Raw genomic sequence first — 22,136 nt, 5'->3', positions numbered from 1 at the left:
AAAGCTACTCCTACGCCATCGCTATAATTGCATCGCCCGTTGTCACAGCATCACCTTCAGACACTAAGACCTCAGCCACAGTACCTGAGTGCATTGCACGAACCTCGGTTTCCATTTTCATCGCTTCCATAATAACAACCACATCGCCTTCGTTTACGGCTTGGCCTGCTTTAACTTTTACTTTAAAAATATTACCTGCCAGTGGCGCATTCAGTGTTTCACCTGATGCAACAGATGCTGATTGTGGTAAGTGCTCTGAATCTTTTAGCGTTACCTCTTTAAGCTCGCCACCTTGCGCAACCACTACATCGTAAACTTTACCGTCAACTTTAACGCTGTATTGCTCAGCGCTAACACCTTTGTTGCTTGCAGGTTTTGCTGCAGGCTTAGCGTTTGCATCATCAGCACTTGGCACTGCTTCAAAGGCATCTGGGTTGTTACGGTTTTTAATAAATTTAAGGCCAACCTGTGGGAATAATGCATAGGTAAGCACATCATCTATTTGCTCATCAGCAAGTGTTAAACCTTGTTCTTGCGCTTCTTTTTGCAGCTCTGCTTCAAGCGATGCAAGCTCTGGGGCTATATTATCTGCAGGGCGACACGTAATAACCTCGCTGCCATCAAGCACTCGCTCTTGCAGCTCTTTGTTCATAGGTGCAGGTGTTAAACCATACTCGCCTTTTAAAACACCGGCGGTTTCTTTGGTAATTGTTTTATAACGCTCACCCGTAAGCACATTTAGTACTGCTTGTGTGCCTACAATTTGCGATGTTGGAGTAACTAGCGGAATAAAACCTAAATCTTCACGCACGCGTGGGATCTCAAGTAATACTTCATTTAGCTTATCTGCTGCGCCTTGCTCTTTCAGTTGGTTTTCCATGTTGGTTAACATGCCACCAGGTACTTGCGCGAGTAAAATACGGCCATCAACACCTTTAAGGCTCCCCTCAAAGGCAGCGTACTTTTTACGTACATCTCTAAAGTAAGCCGCTATTTCTTCTAGCTGGTTTAAATCTAATTCGGTATCGCGGGGCGTACCTTCAACAATTGCTACAATGGTTTCTGTAGCTGAATGACCGTAAGTCATACTCATTGAAGAAATTGCGGTATCAAGCATATCAATGCCTGCATCAATGGCTTTTTGATACGTAGCTGTACTTAAACCGGTGGTTGCATGGCACTGCATAGCAATAGGGATAGAAACGGTTTCTTTTAGCCCTTTAATAAGTTGCTCTGCATCGTATGGTTTTAATAAGCCTGCCATATCTTTAATACAAAGAGAGTGACAACCTAAATCCTCTAGCTGTTTTGCAAGGGTTAACCACATATCAAGGGTATGCACTGGGCTTACAGTATAAGAAATAGTGCCTTGCGCGTGTGCTCCTACTTTTACAGCCGCTTTAATTGCCGTTTCTAAGTTACGTACATCGTTCATGGCGTCAAAAATACGAAATACATCTACACCATTTTTGTAGGCACGCTCTACAAACTTTTCTACCACGTCATCGGCATAGTGGCGGTAACCCAATAAATTTTGCCCGCGCAATAACATTTGCTGTTTAGTATTCGGCATTGCTTTTTTAAGGGCACGAATACGCTCCCACGGATCTTCACCTAAATAACGAATACACGAATCAAACGTAGCGCCGCCCCACGACTCAATAGACCAATAACCGGCATCATCAAGTTTGCTAGCAATAGGGAGCATGTCATCTAAGCGCATACGGGTTGCAAGTAAAGACTGATGAGCATCGCGTAAAACAAGTTCTGTTAATTTTAATTTAGCCATGTGTGCCTCTTATTTATTATTTGATTTGTACTGAGCAATGGCAGCACTAATAGCAGCGATGTGCTCGTTTGGCACACCTTGAGATTTTAAAGATGGTGATTTAACCGGTATTGCAACTTCAGCCTCGTCAAAACGAGCAACCAAGTTAGACATGAGTGACACAGCACCAATCAATATTGAAAGAAATACAAACACGCCCACCATGCCCGTCAGCATCAAGCTACCTGCGGTTGTGAGTACAGCTCCTATATCCATTTTTCTCCCCCTGCACTATATAGCGATATAAAAAACCGCTTTATTTAAATAATTATTCACCGAATGATAACAAAACTTTTAACTTTGTCCACCACCTGTCAATTGGTAAAACCAATTAAAATTAAACTAACATACAGTCACAATAGTTAACATAGCTAATACAGGGTTAAATTAGCTTAGATATAGATGATAAAAATAACCGTTATAGGCAAAGGTTATATGGTTAAACCCAAAAAAACTTAAAAACTATAAAAAATAGTAAGTTAAACGGCAGGTAAAAAATCAGCTTGGGCTAAAATGTAAATTGGTCTTACCAAGATTAGTTAAGCAGCGCACAAAAAATATTTATTTTTTTACTCTCTTTACAATAGTGTGAATAAGTTACATCGTTAAACGTAAAACTTACCAATCCTAAATTTACAATCTTCGCTCAAAAAACCATAACACACTGAAAAATAATAAAATTAAACTCTGGCACGCAACTGGCATTATTACTTTCGAACGAATTTGATAACCAAGGAGAAAACAATGTTACGCTGGACAATTACATTTTTAGTTATTGCTTTAATCGCTGCAGTGTTAGGTTTTGGTGGTATCGCAGGTGCCGCAGCTGGTATAGCAAAAATTATATTCTTTATCTTTTTAGTACTTTTAGTGATTTCTTTAGTTTCAGGTGCGCTGCGCGGTAAATCGCCCAGGTAGCTACTAACATATTTAAAACACTAAACAATCAACATATACAAGGAATTACATTATGAACTCAACAACTTTAAAAGCAGCACTAATCGCCGTATTTGCAGGTTTCTTTATGATGGGTTGTGAAGACAACCACGCAGAAGAAGCCGGTGAGCGTATTGATGAAGCAGTAACTGACGTGCAAAACTCTGTAGAAGATGCATGTGAAAATGTAAAAGAAGGCGTTAACGCAGAAGAAACTAACTGTTAATCTGTTTGGTAACGTAAAAAACGGCTTTTAATAAGCCGTTTTTTTGTGCGCTAATAAACAGCGGCTTCTAACTCTTATAATGCATAGCCTACATTAACGGGTGTGATTTTTACGCTAGCTTGTTAAAATAGCGAAAACTATTACTTATTAGCAATTTAGCAATTATGGCACTGACCACCACTTACACACTCGATAAACCCTACTACTACGAATGCTTTGACGAGTCCCACTCTTATAGTAAAGCAGCCAAGCCAAAGTATTTTTTGCTGGCATTACTGGTGTGCTTAGGTTTAATTAGTATTTACGCTATGGACGATCACTACCTAGGTACATTTTTAATAATGCTGGGTGTATTAGAATGCGTTGCCTTTTATTACCGCAGGCCTTGGTGGGTTACGCGCCAAATGTTTAGTCGTGCTTCGGGCTCAACGGTTACTCTTTCGTTTACTGATGACGCTATTAGCACCGAGAACCACTATAAAAGCCATACATTTAAGTGGGCAGAAATAACCCACATTATTAAAACTAACCACGGCTACTTAGTGCACCATAATAAAGGTATGCAATATATTTCTAGCGGTGTATTAACCGATGAAATGCGCGATTTTATAAACAAAAAAGCCACTCAATGAGTGGCTTTTGGTATAGCTAAGTGCATTACTCAGCTAAGTATAACTGTTGATTAAGCATTGCCCGGATTAGGGTTAGACTTTTCAGCTTGTATACGCATGTAAATCTCTTCACGATGCACTGAAACGTCTTTAGGTGCGTTAACACCAATTCGAACTTGATTTCCTTTAACACCTAATACAGTAACAGTTACTTCGTCACCAATCATTAGGGTTTCACCTACTCTACGAGTTAGTATTAGCATTCTCTTGCTCCCATGTTCCAATAAATTATAAGATTCCGCTTGACCATTTTAATGAAAAATTGATTGAAAAGTAAGTAAAAACTCCCAAACTATCCATTTTCTGTTAAAAATTCTGAGTGTAACGCTCTTACTGCTAGTTCTAAATACTTCTCGTCAATTAAAACCGATACCTTGATTTCAGACGTCGATACTAAAACTATGTGTATGCCTTCTTGCGCCAATGCATCAAAAAATTGATGCGCTACACCACTGTGAGACTTCATTCCTATGCCAACAGCCGACACTTTTGCAACTGTTGTATCACTAGAAATGCTATCAGCCTGCAGATTTACCTGTTGTTGAGTTAGTAAATCGTGTGCTTGCAAATAGTCATTTGAATGCACAGTAAAAGCATAGTCTATTTTTTCAAAGTTATGATTAACTTGACTAATCATATCTATTTCGATGCCATTTTCTGCAAAAAGTTTCAAAATTTTTGTAAGAGAATGAACACAGTATGGTACGCCATGTACCTTTATCAAGCATTCGTCACGATTAAACGCAATCCCCGACACAACCTTAGTTGGCATATCGCTCTCCTCAAAACTTATTAGCGTTCCTTCATCGGGCTCAAAACTCGAAAGCACCCTTAGCGGCATTTTATGATTACCAGCCGACTCAACAGCACGAATATGCAATACTTTTGCACCTAAACTTGCCAGCTCTAGCATTTCGGCAAACGTTACATGACGCATTCGCTGTGCATTTGGTTCTACACGAGGATCAGTAGTGTATACGCCATCAACGTCGGTATAGATCTGACATTCATCGGCTTTTATTGCCGCGGCTATCTCTACCGCAGAGGTATCGGTGCCGCCACGTCCAAGGGTTGTAATATTGCCCTCTACATCGCGCCCCTGAAAACCGGCAATAATCGCAATCCGATTATGCTCAAGCTCATGCTTTAAACGCGTCGCAGCAACCTCTTCAATACGGGCTTTACCAAACATGTTATCGGTTTGAATATTAACCTGATCGGCTAGTAGGCTTACAGCCGAATGGCCACGTTTTATAATAGCCATAGCAAGGAGCGAAACAGAAACCTGTTCTCCAGTGCTAATAAGTACGTCTAATTCTCGGCTACTCGGGCGAGTATCTATTTGCTTGGCGAGGTTAATTAAGCGGTTGGTTTCTCCCGACATGGCCGAAAGAACCACAACCACTTGATGACCTTGCTGCTTAGTTTTAACAACAAGGTCGGCGACCGCTTCTATTCGCTCAATAGAGCCAACCGAAGTGCCGCCAAACTTTTGGACAATAAGTGCCACGTAAGCTTAAACTTTCTCACTTACCCAGGCAGTCACGCTTTCAAGCGCGGCGTTTAGGTTTTCAGGCTGTGAGCCACCCGCTTGTGCCATATCAGGACGACCGCCCCCTTTGCCGCCTACTTGGCCTGCCATGTGGTTTACAAGCTCACCGGCTTTAACTTTACCGGTTAAATCTTTCGTTACACCGGCAATTAGGCTTACTTTTTCGCCGCTGGCAACACCCAGTGCAATAACACCTGAGCCAATCTTGTTTTTAAGGTCGTCAACCATACCACGAAGCGCTTTAGATTCAGTTCCTTCAACGTTTGCCACTAGTAGCTTAACGCCATTAATTTCAACAATCGAATCAAGTAAAGACGCACCCGCTGCACTGGCTAGCTTATCGTTAAGCTGTGCAATTTGCTTTTCAAGGCCTTTAGACTTTTCAAGAAGCGCAGTTACTTTTTCAAGTACCGATGCGCTATCACCTTTTACCAGCGCCGCTACATCGTTTAGCTGTTTTTCTTGCTCGCTTACATACGCCACTGCATCTGCGCCTGTTACAGCTTCAATACGGCGTACGCCTGCAGCAATACCGCTTTCAGATACAATTTTAAATAAGCCAATATCACCCGCGCGCTCTACGTGCGTACCGCCACACAGTTCAATTGAGTAATCGCCAATGGTTACAACGCGTACTTCATCGTCGTACTTTTCGCCAAACAGCGCCATTGCCCCTTTTGCTTTAGCGTCATCAATCGCCATAAGCTCAGTGTTTAGGGCAAAGTTACGACGAATTTCATCGTTAACTACACGCTCAATTTCACGTAGTTCGTCTTTAGTAACCGCTTCAAAGTGCGAGAAGTCAAAACGTAAACGTTCAGGCTCAACCAGCGAGCCTTTTTGGCTTACGTGTTCACCTAATAATTGGCGCAGTGCTTCGTGTAAAATATGCGTAGCTGTGTGATTTTTCTTAATACGTTCACGACGGGCATCATCAATAGTTGCATCTACTTTATCGTTAACCGCAATGCGCCCTTGTACGCTACCGTGGTGCGCAAACGCATTACCCAGCTTAGTAGTGTTAGTTACTGTAAACTCGCCACCTGCAACAGTAATGGTACCGGTATCGCCTGTTTGGCCACCAGATTCTGCATAAAATGGCGTATGGTTAAGTACCACAATGCCTTGTTGGCCGTCTTCTAAAATAGAAACCGACTCACCATTTGCAAACACTTCTACTACTGTAGCGCTATGATGTGTGCTGTCGTAGCCTTTAAACTCAGTGTGTTTTTCTGACTTTAATTGCTCGTTGTAATCGGCACCAAATTTACCCGCTTGCTGCGCTGTTTTACGCTGTACAGCCATGCATTCTTCAAAGCCTGCATGGTCTATTGTCATTTGGCGTTCACGGGCTACATCGGCCGTTAAATCAGCGGGGAAACCATAGGTGTCGTATAATTTGAATACTAAGTCACCAGGAATAACATCGCCTTTAAGCTCGCTTAGGCTCTCTTCTAAAATAGCTAAGCCACGCTCAAGGGTTTTACCAAATTGTTCTTCTTCAATGCGCAGTACTTTTTCGATAATTTCTTGCTGCTTTGCAAGCTCTGGGTAGGCTTGGCCCATTTGTTCAATAAGCGCTGCAACCAGTTTATAGAAAAACGCACCTTGTGCACCAAGCTTGTTACCATGGCGCACTGCACGACGAATAATACGACGCAATACATAACCACGGCCTTCGTTTGACGGCATAACACCATCAGAGATTAAAAACGCACACGAACGAATATGATCCGCCACAACGCGTAGCGACTTATCGTTTAAATCTTGTGCGTTAGTTACACTTGCCGCAGCTGCAATTAAGCCTTGGAACAAGTCGATTTCGTAGTTTGAATGCACGCCTTGTAAAATAGCAGCAATACGCTCAAGGCCCATACCTGTATCAACAGATTGTTTAGGCAGCGGCTCCATAGTACCGTCGCTTTGACGGTTGTACTGCATAAATACAAGGTTCCAAATTTCGATAAAGCGGTCGCCATCTTCTTCAGGCGAGCCCGGAGGACCACCCCAAATGTGCTCACCGTGATCGTAAAATATTTCAGAACACGGGCCACACGGGCCAGTATCGCCCATTGACCAAAAGTTATCTGAGGTAGCAATACGAATAATACGATCTTCGCTTAGGCCAATATCATTGTGCCAAAAGCCAAATGCATCTTCATCGTCGTGGTAAATAGTAACAAGTAGTTTTTCTTGTGGTAATTTAACAACCTCAGTTAAAAACTCCCACGCAAACTTAATAGCGTCTTGTTTAAAGTAATCGCCAAAACTAAAGTTACCTAGCATTTCAAAAAATGTATGGTGACGCGCTGTGTAACCTACGTTTTCTAAATCGTTATGTTTACCACCAGCACGCACACAACGCTGTGCACTTGTAGCACGCGTGTAAGGGCGAGTTTCGGCGCCTAAAAACACATCCTTAAAAGGAACCATACCGGCATTGTTAAATAACAACGTGGCATCGTTACCCGGAATAAGTGAAGCCGATTGGACAATTTGGTGCTGTTTGCTGGCAAAAAAGTCTAAAAACTGTTGCCTAAGTTGTGCCGTAGTCATGTGCTGCATGTGAAAATCTCACCTGTATTTACTGTGCTTGCATTGCAAAATCAATTTGTTCGTAGCTAAATCCTCGGTACATTAAGTAGCGCACGCGCTTAGCTTTATCTTTGTACTCGAGGTTGGCCGGTGTAGTTGAATACTTTTTGTTGTACGCTTCCTGCGCAAGCTCAAACCAGTCTATTTCAAGCTCTTCAACCACTCTTTCAAGTAGTGAACGGTCAATCCCTTTGCCTATGGCTTCGCTTTGAATGCGCTTTAAGCCATGGCCTTTAAAAATGTGTTTTCTGACAAACCCTTCGCAATAACGTTGCTCGTTAATAAAATTGTGCTCTTCGCACCAATTAAGCAGGGTTTCTATAAACTCGTCGCTGGCTTCTTTTTGCTGAAGCTTAAAGGTTAACTCACGGCGCGAATACTCTTGGCGCCCAAGTAACCACAGTACATAGTTTTTAAGTTTTTGTTTTAACTTATCATCCATTAAGCGTCAAAGCGCCCGCTTTGTTCACTGCTAAGTGGTTTAACATTGCTATCGTCACTTGGCGGTACAACTGGCATAAAAATAGCCTGATAAGATACAAAGAAACTAATGTAGCAAATTGGCATTAAAATCAACAGCGGTAAGAACGATAAGAACATAGAAAGCGCCATAAATAACACACAAATAATGCCAAAAACACTCAATGCGAACAGGTTATGATAAAAAACCAATAGCGAATTTTTAAGCGCCGTTAAAATGCGTTTTTCTTTACTAAAATAAATAAGCGGTACCGCGTAAGCAAACGCCATTAAATACACCGCCATTGCCACTAAAAATAGCACCACACTGGCGCCCGAAATACTATTTAAGGTTTGCTCAAGCGCAATGTTAGGATCAAGCCCCTCTTGGCTCATAATAGCCACCGCATCGGCAAATAGGCCATTAGCTAATAAGGCCATTAAAATACCCGCCCCCATTTGGTAAAGCGCTAAACGTAGCAGTCCTAAACGGTTACCTTTTGCGCTAAAGGGTTTGAGTATGTCGGCGAGCATAATTTTACCGCCCTGCTGCTTGCTAAGCACCGCCTGATAAAAGCCGGCGGTTAAAAAAGGCGTAGCAAGTGCCGCAACAACTTGCAGCAAAGGTAAAAATAACGACAGTATGCCCACTATGCCTATTAATAAGTGCATAACTACAAAGGTAAATGGCTGGGTTTTAAAAATATGCCAACCGGCTTTAAACCACTTTAGCCCGGCATCGGCTTTAAAAATTCGTAATTCGTTAGACATACTGGCTCTTAAATTAAACAAAACACGCCAAGTATAACTTGGCGTGAGGGGGGATTAACAGACACTACATGATTAAATAGTTAAGGTTTTTTAATTTTTTTAATATCTAACATATGTGCGCCGTGTTTTATTTTGGTTTCTAGGTAAGCTTTGTTACCTGTAAGGCCTGCTTTAATGTGCGCATGGGTACCAATAACGGTGTCTACTTCAATGCCGGCATCTTTTAATGCATTAAGCTTTTTAGGGTTATTGGTCATTAATTTAACGTGGCTTAAATTAAGTGCGTTGAGCATTAATACCGCGTCCGAAAAATCACGTAAGTCGTCAGCAAAACCTAAGTGATTATTAGCCTCGTAAGTGTTCATACCTTGAGATTGCAGCACGTAAGCATCAATTTTATTATATAAACCAATACCTCGGCCCTCTTGGCGTAAATACAATAACACCCCGCCTTGCTCGTGCATCATTTCAATACACTCATTTAACTGCTCGCCACAATCGCAGCGCGATGAATGAAACACATCACCGGTTAAACACTCAGAGTGCATGCGAATAAGCGGCACATTTTGATTTACATCAGCATTGTTAAATACAAACGCAACGTGTTCTTGGCCGTCTTTTAAGCCACTAAAAGACACTATTTCTGCGGGAATATCACTATTTTTGCCAACATTAAGCTGGGCTCTTGCTCTTACTTGCGCCACGACAAATCCAAATAATTAAATAACTACGACACCATAAGGTGATAATATCACAAATGTTTAAAGTTAGATCGTAGTACACTAGGTTTATGGCAAATATATGGCGATTACACAGCCTATTTTCAATCTTAATATGCAATAAACTCCCACTACCTAAGGCTATTTCCCCAAAACAATGACAAACTTGTACGCATTTGCTATTTTAATTTTATTACTTTTACCACGCTGCTTATACATTAAGTTAATACACCGCACCTATAAAAAGCTAAAACGGTGTTACCTTGTTATCTCAGTAGGCACTATTAGCACAGTTTAATAACGAAAATTAGTTACAGCTTAGTGCACATGGGTATTAGGTAATTAGTTAGTTTTATAAGCAAACGCCCACACAAAGAGTAATGAAAACTATTATCACTTGTGGTATTTTGTTTCTAGATTGAACACTAATAGGGATTATTATGAAAGCACAACACCTCGCCTTAGTTATCGGATTAACCTTTTCGCCTTTTGCAAGCCAGGCCAATGCAAGCCAAGTAAGCGATGATAAAGCCGCCTTTTCTGATGCATACCAAAGTTATTTAACGGCTGTTAAAAAAGACGAAAACATAGAGCAAGCGGCTAAACATGCCTATACTACAGGCCTTGCGCTTTATGGTGATAAAAGTGATAACACCGCAAGCCTTGCTATTAATTACGCCAAAGCAATTACAGCGCCGCGCTCTATCAACGACAAAAAAAATGTATCAGAGCAACGCTTCGAACTTTACTCGCAAGCCTATACAATACTGGCAAATAACCACGGTAAAAATGCAATAGAAACAATCGATGCCCTAATAGGCAAAGCGGAAAACACCAGCTCGGCCTATCAAGCCGATAACGATTACGACCGTATAATTGAGATTGCTAAAACACAAAACAACCCTAAATTCGTTGCCGACATGCAGTTTGAAGCAGCCTCGCTGCTTGCCAAAAAATTTGCTCATAAAAAATACCATAAAGCTAAAACGCTGCTTAACCAAGCCGATGACTACTACCGTAATAACTTAGACGACAACACCGTAGAGCGCATTAAAGCCGACTTTTTAATGGCGTCGTTTGCTCAAGGTAAGAAAAAATACAATGAAGCCATTGAACGACTAAACCATGTTGTATCGGTATTTGATAACAACTTAAGCTTTGATCACAGCGCTGAGCTTACTGCGCACTCAAAGCTTGTTAACCTTTACGAAAAAACAGGCCAAAGCGAACAAGCCACTAAGCATTGTTTAGCAATTGCTAAAATGGTGCCGTGGAAAAAAACACAAGAGCAAACACCTATATACCGCAAAAACCCTGAGTACCCACAAAACAAAGCACGCCAAATGCGAGATGGTATTGTCGTTGTTGAATTTGACGTAGATACCGCAGGCTTTGTTAAAAACCCAGAGGTAGTTAGCTCACAAGGGGGGAAAGAGTTTGAAAGGTCCGCACTTACAGCACTTAAAAAGTGGCGTTATGCACCAAAATTTGAAAACGGCCAACCCGTTGTTGCAAGTACGCAAGTACAGCTCGACTTTAAAATAGCCAGATAACACGCAAGGTATTATAGCGTCTTTTTTGTTCAGGTAGCTTTATTCAAAGCTTTGCGAGTATTTTATCGCTTGCGGCTTCAATTAAATCGAGCACATTTTCAAAGCCATCATCGCCGCCGTAGTATGGGTCGGGTATGGCGCTTTGGCTTTGCTCGCCGTATTCTAAAAACAATGCCAGCTTGTAATGTAAGTGGGTGGGGCATTGCGCTTTTAAGTCAGCTAAGTTTTGTGTGTCGGCCGCTAAAATTAAATCAAACTCAGTAAAATCGCTGCTGCGCACTGGGCGCGAAAATATACCTTTAAAGCTATAACCGCGTTTTTCGCCTGCAGCCATTGAGCGGCTATCTGGCGTTTTACCTTCGTGGTAGCCAATAGTCCCTGCCGAGTCTACTTTTACCTCAACGCCTAATTTTTTAGCACGCGCTTTTAACACCGCCTCTGCTGTGGGCGAACGGCAAATATTACCTAAACACACTATCAGTACTTTTTTCATTAAGGCTCCTTTAGCTAATTTAACCACCTAGGCTTTAAAACTGTTTTAATATAGCCTCGTTATAGTCATCGGCATTTAAAGTCAGGTTATACTTGGCCGCCACACTATCAAGCTCGGTTTGTTTTATAGCTAACTCATCCATAGTAATGGTGTTATCGTCAAGCTGCCATAAAAGCCGTGAGCCCGCATAACTATAATGAATCGCTAATAATGCATCGGCATTACCCTCGCGCCCTGCCGCTTTTAGCTTTGGCATTTTGCGGGTTATTTTATTAAGCGCTTGTTTAAGCTCCCACACATAGACCACTTCGGTCATAAAACTATGGGTACGGTATTTATTTAACAGCCAGCCAATGGCCAAACTTGTTATAACAACACCGGTTAAATTCCAATGAAAATGGCTCCCGCTTTCATCAGGAAACAACGCAATTAACGTTTGCGATATAGCCAAGCTGCCAACAGCTAAACCCGCCGCACACCCAGCAATTACCCTATTTAAATGTTTGCGGTAACGTGCTTTATCTATTTGTATGAGTTGCATAACAGCCTAAAAAATTAATAAGTAAAAATATAGCGAACGCTATTGTAACTAAACCCCGCAATTTTTATAAAATTATTTAACCCCTTTTTGATTTGCCCCCCGTTATAGCTTTTAAACAACCCAATAAGTTTACTCGGAGCGGCTTATGCACACACTTGAAGTACCCAATAATTCAGCATTTATTAAAACATCAACCGCCGTTATTGGCGGCGCAGTAATGACCTTTGCCGCCTTTGCATTTATGCAATACTTAATTAGTGGCGAGCAGCGCGCACCTATAAAACTTGGCGAGGATATTATTGTAGAGATTTTTCAGGCACCAGAGGATTCACAAGTAAGGCATATACAAAAAATACAGCCACCACCGCCTGTGCCAAAAACGCCGCCTAAAGCACCACCAATAGATACCTCAAACGACCCTGTAATAGCGATTAACGAATTAACACCAATCACTATTGATGATTTTGGAGATGATATAAATAGCACGATTAACCGCCCAACAGGCGATGCAACCCCCATAGTACGCATAAATCCAAAATACCCAACATCTGCTGCGCGCAACGGCATAGAAGGCTGGGTACAACTGAGCTTTAGTATTTCGCCCACCGGCGAAGTAATAAACCCAGTGGTAATAAACGCCGAGCCCAAACGCACCTTTGACCGCGAAGCAATAAGAGCCATAAAACGCTGGAAATATCGCCCCAAAGTAATAGAAGGTGTGGCACAATTACAAACAGATCAAACCGTACAGCTCGATTTTAAATTAGATAACTCTATTTAACGGACTAAACGCCTATGCTACTCAGTATTAAGTCATGGTTATTTGAAACGCCAAGCAAGGATTGCATGGCAAGTTACGCAAAAAGTGGCGACAACCGCTACTTAGAGCAGCTTATTGCCCTATACAGTAACGATTTATATCACTACCTAGTGACGCAATCTAATACGCATTTAGCATACGACGTAAGCCAACAAACCTGGCTAAAAGTAATCGAAAAACGCCACCTTTACCAAGCGCAAACCACGCCAAAAGCGTGGTTATTTAAACTCGCGCGCAACACATTAGTAGACGAATACCGCAAACAACAGCGCTTTGTAGAGCTTGACGAAAACACCCACCTACCCGCGCAGCAAAATGAGCAAGGTAATAACAATAGTATTAGCAATATAAATTACCAAGCGTTCGATAGCGCACTCAAGCAACTGAGCTTTGTTCAACGCGAAGCCATTACCTTACAACAAGAAGGCTTTAGCCTTGCCGACATAGCGCTTATAACGCAAAGCAACCATGAGAGCGTAAAAACAAGGCTGCGCTATGCCAAGAAAAACCTTAAACGTTTATTAGGAGCAAACAATGAACAAGCCTGATGAGCAGTTTGATCAAAAGCTCACTCAACACTACAAAGAGCGAAAAGCACGCACTACACTCAGCGCTTCCCAAAAAAAAGCGTTACTTAATAATGCCAGCCATAAAAAGCCCTCAAGGCTTAGTTTTACGCTACAGTTAACCAGCCTTGCCTGCGCACTGGGCGTATTCGCATTTATTGTATTTGATAACAGCAATGGCATTAACTACGCACCTAAAACGGTGCTTAACAGCTCATTTAAAACTATAGACATTCACGACTACTCAATTATTAAAACCCACGAAATAACCCCATCGGGCAGTTACACAAGCGCCATTACCGAGCAAAAACATGCACTCGATACTCAGCATGCTAATAGCTTGCGCTTACACCAACAACGCCACATAGAATACGGCACGCTCGTAAAGGTTGATAACGACTGGTACATAGCCAGCTGTAATGACGAGGTACTGGTGCAAATTAAGCAGTCACTGCTCAGTGATTTAAAGGGTAAACATGCGGTAGAAAGTGGTCTAAATACGGGTGATATGTTGGCTATGGCGCATAACGGTAAAGGGCAGATTATTGCACTTAAACATGCGGGAGTTGGGACTAGGCAGTGTGGGGCTTAGGTGGTTTAGCTCAGTTAATGTTGGTGGTAATTTAGATATTTATTACCACCGAGAACACAGAGGCGCTTCGCGCTGCACAGAGGGAAAGTTACTACATAGCTAACTTTATTCCTCATCATTATTTCAAGCCTCGAGTAGCGCCCTATAAAAGTTAGAAAGCAGTCAGTCTCATTTTGGTTTTTATTGACAGCAAATATATACACTCCTGAAAATACATTATTTTAGCTCTTTGGATTTATGAGTTGTACGAATATAATTTTATTTAACTTTTAGTTTAAATTTAAGAAAAAAATATGAAAAAGCTACTTTTACTCGTTTTTGCTATTTATACATTTTGCTGCTCGTTTGTGCAGGCTGAGGCTTTAGTGAATAACGTATTTGTAGTACCGGTTGAAAAGCGCTTTGAAAACTTTACCTTAGTTAAGGTAAACCCTAAATACACAGTTCTTGATTACAAAGCGCTTATGTCTGCTCGCGAGTTTATTCAAAATAGCTTAGGCACAACATGGCCTGCTGATGACTTTACTTTGGATGAAAACACACAAACATTAGAAAATGATTTAATCGCATTTGATAATAAAGAATCTTTTACCTTCCATGTAATGAATAACAATAAAACGAAAGTGATTGGCTGCATTTACATTTCAGGTACCGCTAGTGATAAGTTTGACGCCACCGTGTTTAGTTGGGTCGCTAAAGAGCATATTGCTACACCACTTTTTACCGAATTAAAAACGAGCGTTAAAATATGGATTAAAAACGAATGGCCTTTTGCACGCGTTGATTACTCATTTAATAAGTAAAATCCACATTCAATGCTTTAAAAAAACTGCTATTAAGCAGGCTTTTATGTATTTTGTAATTGAACTCAGGCTAATACCCGGTGTATCAGCAAGCTAAGCGCTTACAAAAACACTACATATAATTAGCCTTGGGTTTACTCATTGCATCGGTGATACGTTGGGTTTCGTGTCACTCAACCCAACCTACGTCGCTAATACCTTTAAATCAGCGTTAATGGTTACTGCTTTAAAAGTCGTTGCTCTGGATTGTGTAAGTACTTTAAGCCGATGGTCACTATACGTGTATGTACCATTGTTATAACGCGTAGTTGAACATTACCAATAACCACAATTGAGCCTTTACTGATTTCTCCTGAGAGCTTTTGGTTGATCACCTCTTCCAAGCTTATGCCCTCTGGGGCGTCTATTTTCATGTGATATGAGTAAAATATATCGCCTACTAGCGTAACCCCTTTCACTTTAAGTTCGTTGCGCGCTAAGTGACTGTCTTGGTGGTTTGTTTTATCGGTTGCTGTAAAAACTAAATCAACAAAAGGTCTATTAGCAGGTTTTAAAACAACAAATAAATGATCGTTGGGTTTTAACTTAGTAGAGCCGCGTGGCGGTATGATTGAAGGCCCTCGTGTGATCATGGCTACAACTACACTTTCTGGCAGTGCAGCATGTGACAAACTGCGCCCAGAAACGCGAGAAACCTCACTTAACGTATACTCTACAATTTCTATATCAATATCGTTTAGGGCGGTAATTTCGAGCGTTGCAGCTGCTAAATCGGGTGGCGGCTCTATTAAACTTAACTTTTTAGCCATCCAAGGCATAGTTGAGCCTTGCAACGTGGCCGAGATTAACACCACGAAAAAAACCACATTAAAAATAAGCTCCGCCCCTGAAAGGCCAAACAACAGCGGGAATATAGCTAAAATAATGGGCACTGAGCCTCTTAACCCCACCCAAGATACAAATAATGTTTCGCGATTATTAAAGCCAAATAATTTCAAAATTGGCGCTACCGCTAGTGGGCGAGCAACAAAAATAAGTGCCAGTGCAATTAACAACCCTTCTAGCCATACATCAACCAACGACGAGGGATTAATTAAAAGCCCTAACACAACAAACATGGTTATTTGCCCAAGCCACGCTAAACCATCGTGAAACAGAAAAATGCCGCGTTTATATACAAATTTACTGTTACCTAAAATAACGCCAGTTATAAATACAGCTAAAAAGCCACTGCCGCCAAGCGTTGCAGAAAGGCCAAAAGAAAGCAGCCCAAATGCGGTTACCATTACTAAATACAAACCTGATGCATTTAATTTTATTCGATTAATAAACCACACCGACACCTTACCAATTAAAAACCCACAAACGGCGCCTACGCCCATTTGCTGGGCAAATAACTGCAGTAAACCCAGCCCTATTGGCATGTCGTTCACTAGCATTTCGAGCAAACCCACCGTTAAAAAAATAGCCATTGGGTCGTTCGAGGCACTTTCTATTTCAAGGGTTGATTTAAGTTTTTTATTTAAGTGAATGCCTGCACTTCGTAAAAGTGCAAATACGGCAGCGGCATCTGTAGAGCCCACAATAGCGCCCAGTAAAACGCCTTGTAATACGGGTAGGTCTAAAATATAAGTGGCGACAAGGCCGGTAATTACAGCCGTTAAAAGCACCCCGACCGTAGCTAAAGCCGAAGCAGGTTTCCACACTTGTTTAATAGAGCTGGTTGGCGTTTGTAGCCCACCATCAAATAGAATAATAGCCAGTGCTAACGTGCCCAGAGCATGCGCAGCCTCTGCGTTATCAAATGATATACCTGCAATACCGTCTTCACCTGCAAGCATGCCCACCAGTAAAAATAGCACCAGCACGGGTAGGCCAACGCGCGCAGATAGCTTGCTCGAGATAACCCCTAGTAAAATTAAAATGGCACTAACAAGAATGATATTATCTATTACAAACATAGTGTGGGTTTACAGCCTTGTATAAGTTAAAAAGTAAGAATTTATAGCTATTAAAAAGCTTAAAGCTCATGCCATACAATAACCTAAAAAATATAAATACGGGTACTTAACTGCATATTTAAAACAAAAAAGCCTGCGATTAAGCAGGCCTTTGAGTATTTAAACGAGCAATTTTATAACACTATTATGCTTGTTACTAAGTACGCTATAAACGTCAGTGCGCCGCCAAATAACGCGTACGGTAGCTGCGTTTTAACGTGGGTGAGTAAATCACACCCCGAGGCGAGTGCCGATACAGCGCTGGTGTCGGATATAGGGGAGCAGTGATCGCCAAATATACCGCCGCCTAAAATAGCGCCCACCACCAGTGAAGGTGGTAAACCGAGTGCTTGAATAAGCGGTACACCAATAGGAATAAGTATGGCAAATGTGCCCCACGAGGTACCCGTAGTAAACGACATAACCGCACCGGTTAAAAACAGCACTGGTACAATTAAGTAAATAGGTAAGTAATCACCCACTAGCGATGCGACAAATACGCCCGTGCCTAGCTCTTTTAAGCTTGCGCCCAGTGTAAGTGAAAGCAATACAATGCTCACCAGCGGTAATAACTCGCCCATGCCTTTAAAGCCGGTGTCGACTAATTGATGGTGAGTAAATTGGCGCGAGCTAATCATTAAAACATATGCAACCACAATGGCTAATACCGTTGCGTATAAAACCGATTTAGAGCCGCTGCCTTCTGCAAGTACGCCGTTGCCGGTGTAAAACATAAAGCCTACCATGCTCACAATTAGGGTAAGTAATGGCACGAGCATGTAACGCGCTTTAGAGCCTTTTACTTCTTCTTTTAGGTCCGTTTTTTGCAGCTCTAGCTTTTGCTCGGCTTCTTTCATTGGGCCGTGTACTTTATCAAACGCGATAGTGTAAAACACAATGACTAGCGTGATAATGGCGTAAAAGTTGTACCCTACGCTGCCCCATAAAATAGAAACCGCCGATTCGCTTAGCTCGTAATTGCCAAGTAAACCCAGTACAAATGCGCCCCAACCGTTAAGTAATATTAAAATACACACCGGTGCACTGGTACTATCAATAATATAAGCAAGGCGCGCTCGGCTCATTTTAAACTTGTCGAACAAGCCACGCGATACAATACCTGAGGTTAATACGCTGAGGTTTGACTCTATAAATACTGCGATGCCGGTAAACATGGTTAAAAAGCCAACTTGGCGCTTACTTTTTGCAATGCCTTTATTCATAAGCATATTAACGGTGGCTGCTACGCCGCCTGATTCGCGTATGTAGGCAAGCAAGGCACCAATCATAATACTGAATATTAAAATGCGAGTGTTACCCGGCGAGCTGGCTACCGATATTATGCGCTCAATGGTATTTAAAAATGTAGCAAATAAGGTATTACCCTCGCCTTGTATAGCGAGTAAAAATTCTGATGAAGCCACGGCCACCAAAAGTGCCATTATTACTTCTTTTCGCCAAAATACGATAGCGATAGCAATGAGCGGCGGTAATATAGAATACCAAGACATAAATTAACCTTTATTAATAGCGAAGTGCGTTCGCTTTATTCACGTTGAAACGCTTATTTTACAGGCCGTTTTAAAAATGTGGCCTGAATTTGTAAACCGCTTAGCTTAATGGATTGGCTTAGTTAAGTCACCTGCAAATAAATCACTTAAGGCACTGCACTTAGGCCGTTTTAGCCTAAACGATAATTTATTGATTTAGTAGTGCTTCGTAAATAAGCGATACCACCGAGCCATATTGCGCGGTCTCGTATTGTTTGCCCAAAAACTGGTAATGTTTTTGGCTTCCTTTTATTTTTGTGTGCCGCGCATTGGTCAATAAAATAATGGCTAAGTCGTAGGTTGGATCAATAACCGTTACTGTGCCCGTCCAGCCGGTGTGACCATACGCTTGTGCACTTGCATAAGGGCCAAAATGCCAACGCCTAGCTTGGTTGTTACCTGCAAGCCTAAAGCCTAGGCCATAGGTTTCGTTGTTTAATTGTGGCGTTAAAAACTGCGCTAAGGTTGATGCGCTAAATAACTGGGTATTGCCAAAACCACCTTGGTTTAATAGTACTTGGCAAAGCACAGCTAAATCGGGTGCATTACTAAATAAACCGGCATGCCCTGCTACGCCATTAAACGAATAAAATGCTCGCTCGTCGTGCACTTCGCCTTGTAAAACATTAGTACGAATATTATCAAAGGTAATACGGCCATCACGGGTATTGCCGCTAAGCTCGGTTGCTGCAAATTCAGCGCGTTTAAAGCCCTTTTTAAGTGGGTTAAATACCGTATTGGTCAGTTTAAGTGGGGCGTAAATGTGTTGCTCGAGGTAATCATCAAGTGGTTGCCCGGATATACGCTCAACCAGTACGCCTAAAATCATGTAATCAATATCGGAGTAAACGGCTTGTGCGGGGTATTTATTGCTCAGCGGTACTTGCGTAAGTAACAGCTGCTTTGTGGTTTGGCTATTTTGCGAAAAATACGCATCGCCATTTTTAGTTTCTTTACGATGAAAATCAAACACCGGAGGGTAACCCGCTGTATGCGTGAGTAAATCTTTAACTGTGCGCAGCTCGCGGCCATCACCTTTGTATTCGGGTAAGTAACTTTGTACGGGCTTGTTTATATTTAAAAGCCCTTCGCTTACAAGTTTCATTAGGGCAAAGTTAGTGGCAAATATTTTGGTGTTAGAGGCTAAATCAAACAGAGTATGTGTTTGCATTGGCTCTGGGCGTAGTAGCAGCAAATCACTTTGCTGGTACTGTTTGGCATCGCCATAGGCGCTAAGCTTTATTAGTTCACCACTTTTAATAACAGCTAATACCGCCCCCGGAAAACCAGCTTGTATGTCTTTTTCAATAAGGGCATCGACCTGGCTAAAGTCTATATTACTTTGCGCAGCGGTATTTAAGGTTGGAAACTCAAAGCGCAAGGTAAGGCTTGCGCCTTTAGGTTTAATATTTTCAACCTTAAACGTATTTACCCCGTTGTGGGTGCGCCTTGCTAGCGAATACTCATATAAAGTATTGGCGGCTAATTGGTTGGTAATATTAAGCTTTTGGTTATTTATAAAAATATCGGCGCTTATCGCGTTATTATTTTGAATTAATAACTGCCCTCGCCCTTTATACGCTTTAAAAGTGCCACGGTTATTTACGTACTCACGGCTACTTGGGTTAGCCTCAGGAAAAGTGACAATAACTTGGGCGTTTGGAAGCGTTACTAATTTGCTTTGCTTAAGCTCACTGGCTGTAAACTCATTTGGCTTATTTGCCGAACTGCACGCTACAAGAGTAATACTAACAAGCGCCAGTAAAGCCGTTTTAAAACAGCTTCTTAATTTTTTGTTTATTACTAAAGCCATTTGCTCCCCTTACTTGTACAGCAAATAAGGCGCTCGTTGCTTTTTAAATGCTGCAAGCCCTTGCTGCCAACTTTGTTTTATTTGCCGCTCTGATTGCCCTGCTTCAATAGCTAAACGTAGTTTGTTAGTGCCAGCCAATTTATCCATAAAATCAGCGCGTTCAAAAAAGGTAATATTGTTTTTAGTTAATTTATTATAAGCCGTAATTAAATAACTTAAATCAAGCCCACGCGTGTTTGCTGTGCGTAAATCGAGCCCTTTTACAGGGGTATTTTTAAATTTAGGGTTTGCTGCCGCCCCTTTAATAGAGCGCGGTGTAAAACTAAAATCCCCAAGCGCAACGGGCGAGTAGCCAATTACTTGAAACGCAAAGTTGGTGCCTCTGCCAATACTTACAGGGGTTGCCTCAAAAAAGCAAAGCGAAGGATACAGCGCAATTGATTGATCGTTAGGTAAATTAGGGCTGGGTTTTACAGGTAAACTGTAGGATGTTGAGCGCGTGTAATGATCAACCGGGATCACCGTAAGCTTTAAATCAGCCGCTTTATTGATCCAGCTTTCGCCTTTGATCATTTTTGCAAGCTCGCCTACCGTCATGCCGTGCAGCACGGGGATTGGGTGCATGCCTACAAACGATTTAAATTGGCGCTCAAGTATTGGCCCATCAACGTAGGCAATATTGGGGTTTGGCCTATCAAGCACAATAAACTCAATACCTTGCTCGGCTGCGGCTTCCATCATGTAATGCATAGAGCTTATGTAGGTATAAAAGCGCACGCCCACATCTTGTATATCAAAAATAATAACATCTACTTCGCTCAAAGCCTCAGCGCTTGGTTTTTTGTTTTTGCCATAAATAGAAATAAGCGGGATACCGGTTTTACTATCAACCGCATTTTTAACATGAGCTCCTGCGTCGTGATCGCCTCTAAAACCATGCTCAGGTGCAAAAATTTTGGTTATGGTTATATTTTTAGTGAGTAAAGCATCCACTAAATGAGTATTTTCAACAAGCGATGTTTGATTTACCACAAGGCCAACACGTTTATTTTGTAGCTGTGGCAAATAATGTTTGTATTGAGCAGCGCCAACAATTGGCGTTGTTTGAGCTGTGTGAGCGTGCGCGCCCACATTAAAAATAGTGATAAATAGTAAAACAAAGGTGATGAATACAGCTTTAAACATACAGCAAGTTCCTTTTAAACAAGGTGTTTAAAATACCACAGCTTAAGTTAAAGAGCAGTGAATGGTTTTGAGCTGTACATAAGTAACTAGAAGGTGCGCTTCTAACGTGATCACGCTTTATGTCTACGACAATTAAACTCAGGGTTTAAAGTTTACCCTTAGGCGCTAAGCTTGCTAGCGCGACGAGCATCGCTCGTAAATGGGTTTGAATATATGCATAAGTAATTAGAAGCTGCGCTTCTAACGTGAGCAAGCTCTACGTCTACGCTGAAATTTTTAGCAGGGGTGTTTGTTTTGCTTAACTGATAGCTGAAAGCTTTCTCAAAATTCAGACACAAAAAAACCGACTTTTGTCGGCTTCTTTTCTATTAACTTAAGTAGTAATAGAAAGTGGTGGGCGCAGGAGGATTCGAACCTCCGACCGCCTGGTTCGTAGCCAGGTACTCTATCCAGCTGAGCTATG

Annotated in this window: 22 protein-coding genes; 8 read left to right on the top strand and 14 right to left on the bottom strand. The window is 41.7% G+C overall.

Features of this window, described 5'->3' with window-relative positions; all coding sequences use genetic code 11:
- Window positions 1-10 precede the first annotated feature (10 nt).
- Both oadA and MTN96_RS33365 read right to left on the bottom strand, forming a co-directional pair.
- Complete coding sequence (gene oadA / locus MTN96_RS33370) at window positions 11-1,789, bottom strand: sodium-extruding oxaloacetate decarboxylase subunit alpha (protein ID WP_248534321.1); 1,779 nt, start codon at window positions 1,787-1,789, stop codon at window positions 11-13.
- A gap of 9 nt (window positions 1,790-1,798) precedes the next feature.
- The gene (locus tag MTN96_RS33365; RefSeq protein WP_024031602.1) at window positions 1,799-2,044 is read right to left on the bottom strand and encodes an OadG family protein; all 246 of its coding nucleotides are present in this window, start codon (window positions 2,042-2,044) and stop codon (window positions 1,799-1,801) included.
- Between the two features lie 528 nt (window positions 2,045-2,572).
- Between MTN96_RS33365 and MTN96_RS33360 the strand changes: the two genes are divergently transcribed.
- From MTN96_RS33360 to MTN96_RS33350, 3 genes are all read left to right on the top strand, one after another.
- A complete protein-coding gene (locus tag MTN96_RS33360) occupies window positions 2,573-2,746 on the top strand; it encodes a DUF1328 domain-containing protein (RefSeq protein WP_002961939.1) in 174 nt (57 codons plus the stop codon).
- A 52-nt stretch (window positions 2,747-2,798) separates the two neighbouring features.
- Complete coding sequence (locus MTN96_RS33355) at window positions 2,799-2,990, top strand: hypothetical protein (protein ID WP_004587517.1); 192 nt, start codon at window positions 2,799-2,801, stop codon at window positions 2,988-2,990.
- 164 nt (window positions 2,991-3,154) lie between these two features.
- Window positions 3,155-3,622 carry a YcxB family protein gene (locus MTN96_RS33350; protein WP_248534318.1) on the top strand — a complete coding sequence of 156 codons (468 nt, stop codon included), beginning with the start codon at window positions 3,155-3,157 and terminating at the stop codon, window positions 3,620-3,622.
- A gap of 50 nt (window positions 3,623-3,672) precedes the next feature.
- Here MTN96_RS33350 and csrA read toward each other — a convergent pair whose 3' ends face one another.
- The 6 genes from csrA to ribA all read right to left on the bottom strand — a co-directional run bounded on the left by csrA (window position 3,673) and on the right by ribA (window position 9,742).
- A complete protein-coding gene (gene csrA, locus MTN96_RS33345; RefSeq protein WP_004587515.1) occupies window positions 3,673-3,864 on the bottom strand; it encodes a carbon storage regulator CsrA in 192 nt (63 codons plus the stop codon).
- Between the two features lie 89 nt (window positions 3,865-3,953).
- Window positions 3,954-5,171, bottom strand: a complete 1,218-nt coding sequence (locus MTN96_RS33340; protein ID WP_054983851.1) for an aspartate kinase — start codon at window positions 5,169-5,171, stop codon at window positions 3,954-3,956.
- 6 nt (window positions 5,172-5,177) lie between these two features.
- Window positions 5,178-7,778 carry an alanine--tRNA ligase gene (gene alaS / locus MTN96_RS33335; RefSeq protein ID WP_055254821.1) on the bottom strand — a complete coding sequence of 867 codons (2,601 nt, stop codon included), beginning with the start codon at window positions 7,776-7,778 and terminating at the stop codon, window positions 5,178-5,180.
- Window positions 7,779-7,797: 19 nt separating this feature from the next.
- Complete coding sequence (locus MTN96_RS33330) at window positions 7,798-8,250, bottom strand: regulatory protein RecX (protein WP_004587512.1); 453 nt, start codon at window positions 8,248-8,250, stop codon at window positions 7,798-7,800.
- On the bottom strand, window positions 8,250-9,038 hold the full coding sequence (locus MTN96_RS33325; RefSeq protein WP_004587511.1) for a BPSS1780 family membrane protein: 789 nt from the start codon (window positions 9,036-9,038) through the stop codon (window positions 8,250-8,252). The genes MTN96_RS33330 and MTN96_RS33325 overlap by 1 nt, the downstream gene beginning before the upstream one ends.
- 80 nt (window positions 9,039-9,118) lie before the next feature.
- On the bottom strand, window positions 9,119-9,742 hold the full coding sequence (ribA, locus tag MTN96_RS33320) for a GTP cyclohydrolase II (protein WP_024031598.1): 624 nt from the start codon (window positions 9,740-9,742) through the stop codon (window positions 9,119-9,121).
- A 455-nt stretch (window positions 9,743-10,197) separates the two neighbouring features.
- On the opposite strand from ribA, the gene MTN96_RS33315 reads away from it, so the two are divergent.
- Window positions 10,198-11,310, top strand: a complete 1,113-nt coding sequence (locus MTN96_RS33315) for an energy transducer TonB (protein WP_248452321.1) — start codon at window positions 10,198-10,200, stop codon at window positions 11,308-11,310.
- Between the two features lie 43 nt (window positions 11,311-11,353).
- Here the strand turns inward: MTN96_RS33315 and MTN96_RS33310 are convergent, their stop codons facing one another.
- Window positions 11,354-11,803, bottom strand: a complete 450-nt coding sequence (locus MTN96_RS33310; RefSeq protein ID WP_024031596.1) for a low molecular weight protein-tyrosine-phosphatase — start codon at window positions 11,801-11,803, stop codon at window positions 11,354-11,356.
- Window positions 11,804-11,837: 34 nt separating this feature from the next.
- Entirely contained in the window at window positions 11,838-12,344 is a 507-nt protein-coding gene (locus tag MTN96_RS33305; RefSeq protein WP_248452320.1) for a DUF3087 domain-containing protein, read from the bottom strand.
- 145 nt (window positions 12,345-12,489) lie between these two features.
- Between MTN96_RS33305 and MTN96_RS33300 the strand changes: the two genes are divergently transcribed.
- From MTN96_RS33300 to MTN96_RS33285, 4 genes are all read left to right on the top strand, one after another.
- Window positions 12,490-13,125 (top strand): energy transducer TonB, encoded by a 636-nt coding sequence (locus tag MTN96_RS33300; protein ID WP_004587506.1) that lies wholly within the window; start codon window positions 12,490-12,492, stop codon window positions 13,123-13,125.
- Window positions 13,126-13,139: 14 nt separating this feature from the next.
- Window positions 13,140-13,712 (top strand): sigma-70 family RNA polymerase sigma factor, encoded by a 573-nt coding sequence (locus tag MTN96_RS33295; RefSeq protein WP_248534316.1) that lies wholly within the window; start codon window positions 13,140-13,142, stop codon window positions 13,710-13,712.
- Window positions 13,699-14,322, top strand: coding sequence for a hypothetical protein (locus tag MTN96_RS33290; protein WP_248534314.1), 624 nt, complete (start codon window positions 13,699-13,701; stop codon window positions 14,320-14,322). Before MTN96_RS33295 ends, MTN96_RS33290 begins: the two co-directional genes overlap by 14 nt.
- A gap of 293 nt (window positions 14,323-14,615) precedes the next feature.
- Complete coding sequence (locus tag MTN96_RS33285) at window positions 14,616-15,125, top strand: hypothetical protein (protein WP_248534312.1); 510 nt, start codon at window positions 14,616-14,618, stop codon at window positions 15,123-15,125.
- Window positions 15,126-15,343: 218 nt separating this feature from the next.
- Here the strand turns inward: MTN96_RS33285 and MTN96_RS33280 are convergent, their stop codons facing one another.
- From MTN96_RS33280 to MTN96_RS33265, 4 genes are all read right to left on the bottom strand, one after another.
- Window positions 15,344-17,086, bottom strand: coding sequence for a potassium/proton antiporter (locus tag MTN96_RS33280; RefSeq protein ID WP_004587502.1), 1,743 nt, complete (start codon window positions 17,084-17,086; stop codon window positions 15,344-15,346).
- A gap of 173 nt (window positions 17,087-17,259) precedes the next feature.
- Window positions 17,260-18,636: a Na+/H+ antiporter NhaC family protein gene (locus MTN96_RS33275; RefSeq protein WP_029773935.1), complete on the bottom strand. Its 1,377-nt coding sequence runs from the start codon at window positions 18,634-18,636 to the stop codon at window positions 17,260-17,262.
- Between the two features lie 187 nt (window positions 18,637-18,823).
- Window positions 18,824-20,488, bottom strand: coding sequence for a penicillin binding protein PBP4B (gene pbp4b, locus MTN96_RS33270; RefSeq protein ID WP_248534310.1), 1,665 nt, complete (start codon window positions 20,486-20,488; stop codon window positions 18,824-18,826).
- 9 nt (window positions 20,489-20,497) lie between these two features.
- Window positions 20,498-21,673 carry an exo-beta-N-acetylmuramidase NamZ domain-containing protein gene (locus MTN96_RS33265; RefSeq protein WP_248534307.1) on the bottom strand — a complete coding sequence of 392 codons (1,176 nt, stop codon included), beginning with the start codon at window positions 21,671-21,673 and terminating at the stop codon, window positions 20,498-20,500.
- Window positions 21,674-22,136: the final 463 nt, after the last annotated feature.

The sequence above is a fragment of the Pseudoalteromonas sp. 2CM28B genome, from assembly GCF_023161935.1.
The sequence above is the reverse complement of the archived record's forward strand: the minus strand, read 5'-3'. Positions and strand labels throughout refer to the sequence as shown.